Below are 3,568 nucleotides of genomic sequence, written 5' to 3'. Positions count from 1 at the left end.
GGGGGGAGATCGGCTGTCATCGCTAATCATCCCTCACCCCGCCGTACGCGCCAACTGCAGATCCACGAACTGCACGCCCTTGGCCGCCATCCGCGACCACTCGGACTCCGCATCGAGTTCGAGATAGCGCACCCACAGCCGCCGCGCCTCCGGCAGATCGCCGGCGTCGAATTCGAGCCGGGCGAGGTTGAACACCGGATCGGCATAGTTTTTGTCGAGCGCGATCGCTTTCTGCAGGTGCCTTCGCGCCGAGGCCTCGCGGCCCTGCTCGCTCATCAGCCCAGCGAGGTTGAACCAGGCCTCGACGAAGGCCGGATCGAGTTTTATCGCATTGATATAATCGTGCGCGGCGTCCGCCGCGTGGCCGCCGGCGCGCAGGCAGTTGGCGCGGTTGAAGGCGGCAATCGCATCGCTCGGATCGATGGCGAGACAGCGCTGGTAGAGTGCGGCTGCCCTATCATGGTCGCCACCCTCCTCCGCCGCTTCGGCCTCGGCAAACAACTCTTCCAGTGTGTCGTCGCCTGCCGAACCGGCGCTGCCCAAATCGAACAGAAGCTGTCCGTCGAGTTCGCTCTGGCCGCCTTCGAGGTAGATCGCATCGGCGCGCCCATGCTGCGAGCCGACATTGAGCGACTTGGCGGTCAGCGACGCCACCGGGCCGGAGCGGTGGACGGAGCGCGCGATCGCCCCCCATGTCGCGCCGCCGGCGACGAGCCCTGCATATTTGCGCGCCAGGATCAGGTCGCGGAAGGAATAGGGTTCTGCGTCATGCTCGAACGCATCGAACAGTGACAACAAATCGAGCTCGGCGCCGGATAGCCGCGATTGCTCGATCAGCGATTGCCGCGACAGCGAAGACGCCTCCGGTGCCTTCATCAGCCCGAGAAGGCGCAGGAATCCGTTCTCGCTGAGGAGCTTGTGCCCGGCCGCGCGCTCGGCGGCGACACGGCGCTCGATCTCGGCATCGCCGTTCCTGGAGAGCCCGGCCTTAGCGAGCAGCGTGCGGCCGCACACGACATGCGTGGTGCGCCTGGTGACGCCGCGCCGCAGCTGGCCGTGCTGACGTTCGACTTCACGCGCGGCCAGTCTGAGCGGAAACGCCGCCAGCGCGCCTATGGTGCCGAAAACAGCGCCGGCCGGTGCCGTCATTTCTTGCTCTTGCCGACCGCCTTCAGCAGATTGGCCTTCAGCGGATTTTCAGCAGCACCACCCGCTGCCGCTTTCTTTGCGGCTGGCTTGGCAACCTCGTCGGCCTTGCTCTTCGACTTGGCTGGCGGCTTCGATTGCGACAGGCTGGCCTTCAGCGCATCCATCAGGTTGATGACATTGCCGCGCTCCGGTGCCGCCGCAATAATCGGCTTGTGGCCTTTCAGCTTCTCGCGGATCATCGTCATGAGTGCCGCCTCGTAGCGGTCCTCATAATTCTTCGGATCGAAGGTGGTTTCCTTCTGCTTGATCAGCGCTTCGGCGAGCTGCAGCATTTCGGGGTCGGGCTTGCCAGCTGGAATATTGCCAAAATATTCAGCCGTCCCGCGCACTTCGTTCGGGTTCCTCAAGGTGCACACGAACATGCCGTTCTCGCGCGCGCCGATCGTCACCACGCGCTCGCGGCTCGACAGCACAAGGCGGGCGATGGCGAGCTTGCCGGATTTGCGCATCGCTTCGCGCAACACGGCGAAGGTTTCCTCCGCCATCGCGCCGTCGGGCGCCATGTAGTAGGGCGCGTCCTGGTAGATGACGTCGACCTCGTCCTCGTCGACGAAGGCCTCGATGTTCATCGTGTGATTGGATTCGATGCGCACCGCGTCGAGGTCTGCATCATCGATGATGATGTACTGCTTGTCCTCGTATTCGTACCCCTTGACCAGATCAGCACGCTCGACGAGCCCTAGTTCGGGGTCGACCGGCTTCATGTTGATGCGGTTATGGGTCTTCTTGTGCAGCTGGTTGAACGAGATGCGCTCGCTGGCGCTGGTGGCGGGATACAACCGCACCGGACAGCTCACGAGGCTGAGTTTGAGGTAACCTTTCCAACTTGCCCTAGGCGCCATGAAACACTCCTACGCGGTCATGCACTGACAAAGACCTGCAGCGCTTTCGTCCGAGGACGATTGAGGCTGAGCAAATCCTACACCGACCGCACACAATACCGGCAAATCCCTGACGAAATCTTCCGCCATGCATTTGAGGTCGTGGACAGAGAATAATTCAAATTGTTGGAAGCGTCGATGGACTGGAATTTAAAACGCTGGCGGGACAGCGCCCCCCTCTGTCCTGCCGGACATCTCCCCCTCAAGGGGGGAGATCAACAGCTTCGGCGTCTCGCCCACTTCAGCAGCGTTGCAGATTAGCGGAAGCCCGGGTAGTGGCCAATCTCCCCCCTTTGAGGGGGAGATGTCCGGCAGGACAGAGGGGGGCGCCACGGATCGCGGTGGTCCTTGTTCTGCAACTACTTACTTCGTCTTCTGCAACTACTTCGTCGCCCCCGAGACCACCGGCAGATCCCGCGCAAACTTATCAATCTCCGCCCACGGATCGCCCGACGTCGCCAACAGCCCCGGCAGCGACGAATAATTCAGATCCTGCGGCGCATCGATGGATTCGAGGTCGCTCCAGCTGACCGGCGTCGAGGCCGGCAGATTGGTGCGGGCGCGCAAGGAGTAAGGTGCTGCGGAGGTGTGGCCGCGCGCATTGCGGTGGTAGTCGATGAAGATGCGCTTCTTGCGGTTGTCCTTGCCCATGGTGGTGGTGAAAGTATCAGGCGCCGTTGTCGCCAGATGCGTGGCGATCGCGCTGGTTGCCTGGTGCAGTTTCTTCCAGTTCTGCTTGCCTGTCACAGGTACCGTGATGTGGATGCCGCTGCCGCCGGAGGTCTTGGCGAACGGCACCAGCCCCAGGCGCCCCAATTCGTCCTTGATGTGCACGGCGGCCTCGACCACCTCGCGCCAGGCGATCCCTTCTCCCGGATCGAGGTCGAGGACGATCTGGTCGGGTCTGTCGAGGCTGGCGCGGTGGGTGCCCCAGGTGTGGAACTCGACGACGCCGAACTGCGCCAGCGCCAGATACCCTTTCGCGCCTTCGACCGAGAGATAGGATTTGGTTTCGCCCTCGGAATTTGTCGCCTCGAATGTCACCACCGAGGGCGGCATGCCGGTGAAGGCGTGGCGCTGGAAGAAGCAATCCTTCGGCAGGCCGGTCGGGCAGCGCACCAGCGACACCGGCCGGCCGAGAATGTGCGGCAGCATGAAATCGCCGACCAGCGCGTAATAGACGGCGATGTCGAGCTTGGTCGGGCCGGTCTTGCCGAACAGCCGGCGCGTCGGGTTGGTCACCCAGATGGTGGCAAGGTCAGCCTCGGCGATCAGCCGCTTGCGTGTCGAGGATACCGGCGTCGACAGGCCGACATCCCTCAAACCGCGGAAGACGCCGTGGCGCAGTGCGTTGTCCGCTGTGCGGTTGGCGTAGTGGATGCGCGCCGACAGCAGCGGCCGCACCCAGTTCATCTCGCGCATGATCTCGCGCGGAACGCCCTCGGGCGCGCTGGCGCCTTCCCGCAGCGGCTCCAGCC

At 63.5% G+C, this 3,568-nt stretch carries 3 protein-coding genes; all 3 read right to left on the bottom strand.

Annotated features, from left to right (window positions below; genetic code table 11):
- Positions 1-33: 33 nt before the first annotated feature.
- Complete coding sequence (locus EN994_RS22755) at positions 34-1,149, bottom strand: tetratricopeptide repeat protein (protein WP_063168630.1); 1,116 nt, start codon at positions 1,147-1,149, stop codon at positions 34-36.
- Positions 1,146-2,051 carry a Ku protein gene (locus EN994_RS22750; RefSeq protein WP_024501732.1) on the bottom strand — a complete coding sequence of 302 codons (906 nt, stop codon included), beginning with the start codon at positions 2,049-2,051 and terminating at the stop codon, positions 1,146-1,148. Before EN994_RS22750 ends, EN994_RS22755 begins: the two co-directional genes overlap by 4 nt.
- Positions 2,052-2,471: 420 nt before the next feature.
- Positions 2,472-3,568: DNA ligase D (ligD, locus tag EN994_RS22740; RefSeq protein ID WP_127307822.1), on the bottom strand; the 1,097-nt coding region annotated here is incomplete at its 5' end.

It is taken from the genome of Mesorhizobium sp. M7A.F.Ca.CA.002.09.1.1, from assembly GCF_003998555.1.
In the GTDB taxonomy this organism is placed as follows: domain Bacteria; phylum Pseudomonadota; class Alphaproteobacteria; order Rhizobiales; family Rhizobiaceae; genus Mesorhizobium; species Mesorhizobium ciceri.
This window is presented reverse-complemented; position numbering and strand designations above follow the sequence as displayed.

Excerpts from the sequence above, each read along its gene's own strand:
- EN994_RS22755 (WP_063168630.1), bottom strand. The coding sequence starts at position 1,149 with ATGACGGCACCGGCCGGCGCTGTTTTCGGCACCATAGGCGCGCTGGCG.
- EN994_RS22750 (WP_024501732.1), bottom strand. The coding sequence starts at position 2,051 with ATGGCGCCTAGGGCAAGTTGGAAAGGTTACCTCAAACTCAGCCTCGTG.